The sequence below is a fragment of the Bacillus sp. JJ783 genome (assembly GCF_036963225.1).
GTDB lineage: Bacteria > Bacillota > Bacilli > Bacillales > Bacillaceae_G > Bacillus_A > Bacillus_A cereus_U.
The window spans coordinates 1-3503 of record NZ_JBALMG010000199.1 but is presented as its reverse complement, the minus strand read 5'-3'; the positions used below and the strand labels follow the sequence as shown (position 1 = coordinate 3503).

Sequence of the window (3503 nt, the reverse complement as noted above, 5' to 3'; positions counted from 1 at the left end):
AAACAAGAAAAGCATGACATTAGTTTGTCATGCTTTTCTTGTTTATTTATTATTGCGGAGATTGTTCCACTTGCTTTTTCTTTAGCCTTTGCTCCAATACATGAATCATGAAGAGGAAATGCTCTGCCTCTCTTGTAACATGATCAGCAAGCAATGGATTAATAACACTTCGAATTTGGCATGTTTGAATTAACTCTAATCCTGCTTTTTTGAAATTCCTTAACTCAACAGTGGCGTTTTCACTATCTTTATTCATTTTCCCTATAATTGGATATGTCGGTTCTTTTTGATATAACATTGATTCAACATCTCTAGCTTGGTTAAGCAGAATTTCGAAATCATCACCGAATTTCAACGCTGTATGAACAAGATTTCTTTCTGATTGATCCAATAATGATCCAATAAAACGTGAGTGTTCCATCATAATACGCAGCCAGAAAACATTCTCACTAATAATCGCATCTTGAATAGGATCCATTTTCCCCTCGTTAAACTTTTGAAGTGTCCGCATAAAATATTCTGCTTCTCGTGCAACATGATCCACTAAAAGTGGGAAATTAAACCCTTTCACTTTACAATTGATGATTAAAATTAGTAAATTTCTTTTATAATTACGAAAAGCATACACTAACTGAATGCTCTCTTCATTTAATTGCCTAACTGCTTGAACAGTTTGCGGAATAGTAAATGCTTTTTGCAGCTGCCTATCAAACTGATTATAAAATTGTTCTACCTGCTGAATTAAATTTTTATCGTTACGGTTAAATCCCTCACCAAGAAACAAAGCATGCTCTTTCATAATACGTAACCAAAATCTATTTTCAGTTATAGATCGTTCAATAAATAATTGTTCTGTTAATGATTCAGGTGGAGCTGCTTTCAATTCCGGTGGCAACAGCATAGCCCGCTGTGGGTCCATAATAAAATGTCCAGGAATAGGTTGGTCTGTCGACATTACAATCACTCCTTGTTCCTTGAATGCGCAATTATGCTATGTATGAAAATAAATAAAATTTAAATATACTTATGCGATGGTTTTTTCAAGGTTTTTGAATTTTCCACATATGCATTCCCCTTGCACATAGAAATAGATTCTATTAAGTCATATGCTTTCCGGATCAAGATGATTCCTAATGCTTCACCCGTTAAAACATCCGTTAAATAAAAATTCCTCTTTATTTTTAACAAACTAAAAAAGCATGGCGTCCTTTTGCCATACTTTTTTCAAAACAAATCGATATTTCCGTTCAATTTACACCTCTATTTATTATGTACAATCAAACCATTTGGTCTAAAACGACTCATCATGATTTCGTTAACAAATTTCCCATGAGCCTTCAAATTCCCAACCTTTACACCCTCTTCGATAAATCCAAATTTTTCATATAATACTTTGGCTCTAGGATTCGTTTCTAATACACCAAGCTCCACTCGCTCTAACATTAGCCAATTATCAGCTAAATCAAGCATTTTTGTAAGAAGTGCTTTTCCAATTCCCTTATTGTGATATTCACTATCTACTCCGATGAATAAATCACCCGAGTGAGATCTTCGTCCTGGACTTTGGGTTAAACCGACAAATCCAACAACTTCTCCATCATATTCTGCTACAAATTCAAATTGATTCTGTGCTAAATTTCGAATTCTATTCTCCATTGCATCTACACGCATACTAGGTAGGAAAACCATATATGGTAAAACATCATCTTGAATGCATATACGATGAATTGCTCTAGCATCCTGTGTTTCTACTGCTCTAACGTTAATCCCCATCTTTCTCCCCTCCATTCAATTATCATATTCTAATATCCAATATTAAAATCCTGCCTATCCTTATTTCTTTGTGTTATTTTTATATAATTATTTCGATATAATATTCATTTTTTGAACATCATCTCTTATATTCTCTCGTTCAAAATAAAAAAAACACTTAGAAGATACTAAGTGTTTTTTTGTTTAATTTTTCACCCGATTATACAACTCAAGCAGTTCTTCTACTGGAATACCGTTTATTTTCATACCAGTTATATTACAATTTTCTATCTCAACGTTTTTAAGATTACTGTTACTTATTGTACATCCTTCCAAATCACATCTATCAAATGAAATAGGCTCTTTATCCTCCCCAAGGCTTGTATCTTTAAATTGAACTGCACCTAAAGTCACAAAATTAAATTTACTGCCAGAAAGATTTAAATCTGCATATAAGGAATTTCTAAAATTAATATTTCTAAAGGTTGATTGACTTAAATTACAATTACTCATATTTATATTCATTACATTGCTACTAACAAATGAACTGTTTTTTAAATTCACTTGATAATACTCTGAATTTGCCAAATTACAGTTTTCGTATTGCTCACTTTTCATATCTTTATTTTTAACTAAGTTTTCTTCGCTTAAATCTGTCTTTATTTTTTTCACATAACAATACTCATCTTCCGTTTCAAAAATTGTTTCATAGCCCATTTTTTTATAAAAATGGTGATTATTAATTTGTCTACTAGACGTCTCAAGATCCCAAATTCTTATGCTTGGAAACTCTTCTTCTATAAAATCAATAACCTGTGCTCCAATTCCTTTCCCTTGATGAATAGGATCTACAAATATACGATCTATTCTACCGTAAGACTTACCAGAAATCGTAACTATAATTCCACCGACAATTTCTTCATCCAGTATAACTTTACAATAATCCAATTCTTCAATCGAATATATAGTCATCTCAACTGAAGAATATCCTGGTGGTTGAATGTTATAATCTACAATTTTCTCTTGATCAGGCAACCATTGTTTTGCTTCTTCATCGAATGTCCTTTTCATTATTTCTGTTAACTTTTCAGCATCTAAGATTGTAGCTTTTTCAATAGATATTATCGTCATTTTGTTTTCCCCTTAAATGTTATAAACCAATAACTTATATGTACAACAAAGTTATTAATTCACTTTTGTTTTTAATAATTTTCCCATTATTACATATGGAACATCATCTTTACTTGGATGAAATGATTCCAATACATTTATCCAATCTAATTTTCCATATAAAGAACGCGCTTTTTCATTGTTTATTTGCGTAGTTAAAACACTTGTTCTATTTGGAATCCCTTCTAATAATTCATTATGTAATTTCGTTCCAAGACCCTCATTTCGATATTTCGGGTGAACTGCTAACTCTACAAATTCAAAACAATTTTCTAACCATTCGTCTACTTGTTCCGAATTTAATGATTTTCTCATTAATTGATTATAGTACTGTCCTTCCAAAGAACGATAACCATAAGTAAAACCAATAACTTCATTTTCATCATTTATTGCTACTACTCCTTTAAAATCTGTATATCCCATATGTCTTGTAATTCGTTCTACCATTTCATCAAAATTTCTTTTATCAAACACTTTACAATATAGTTTTGCCATATTAATAATTATGGCCTCATCTTTTCGTATAGGTAATATTGTCATTTCATCACTCCTATTTTTAGTGATTATATTTACTAGCACTT

4 protein-coding genes are annotated in these 3503 nt (G+C 31.3%); all 4 read right to left on the bottom strand.

The genetic code is table 11. The features are described from left to right. Positions 1-49: 49 nt before the first annotated feature. Positions 50-955: a DUF2935 domain-containing protein gene (locus V7038_RS27895; RefSeq protein WP_199661252.1), complete on the bottom strand. Its 906-nt coding sequence runs from the start codon at positions 953-955 to the stop codon at positions 50-52. Between the two features lie 305 nt (positions 956-1260). Next, on the bottom strand, positions 1261-1773 hold the full coding sequence (locus V7038_RS27890) for a GNAT family N-acetyltransferase (protein WP_002157865.1): 513 nt from the start codon (positions 1771-1773) through the stop codon (positions 1261-1263). A 183-nt stretch (positions 1774-1956) separates the two neighbouring features. After that, entirely contained in the window at positions 1957-2883 is a 927-nt protein-coding gene (locus V7038_RS27885) for a GNAT family N-acetyltransferase (protein ID WP_335695964.1), read from the bottom strand. 54 nt (positions 2884-2937) lie between these two features. Then, a complete protein-coding gene (locus tag V7038_RS27880) occupies positions 2938-3462 on the bottom strand; it encodes a GNAT family N-acetyltransferase (protein WP_335695965.1) in 525 nt (174 codons plus the stop codon). Positions 3463-3503: the final 41 nt, after the last annotated feature.

Excerpts from the sequence above, each read along its gene's own strand:
- V7038_RS27895 (WP_199661252.1), bottom strand. The coding sequence starts at position 955 with ATGTCGACAGACCAACCTATTCCTGGACATTTTATTATGGACCCACAG.
- V7038_RS27890 (WP_002157865.1), bottom strand. The coding sequence starts at position 1,773 with ATGGGGATTAACGTTAGAGCAGTAGAAACACAGGATGCTAGAGCAATT.
- V7038_RS27885 (WP_335695964.1), bottom strand. The coding sequence starts at position 2,883 with ATGACGATAATATCTATTGAAAAAGCTACAATCTTAGATGCTGAAAAG.
- V7038_RS27880 (WP_335695965.1), bottom strand. The coding sequence starts at position 3,462 with ATGACAATATTACCTATACGAAAAGATGAGGCCATAATTATTAATATG.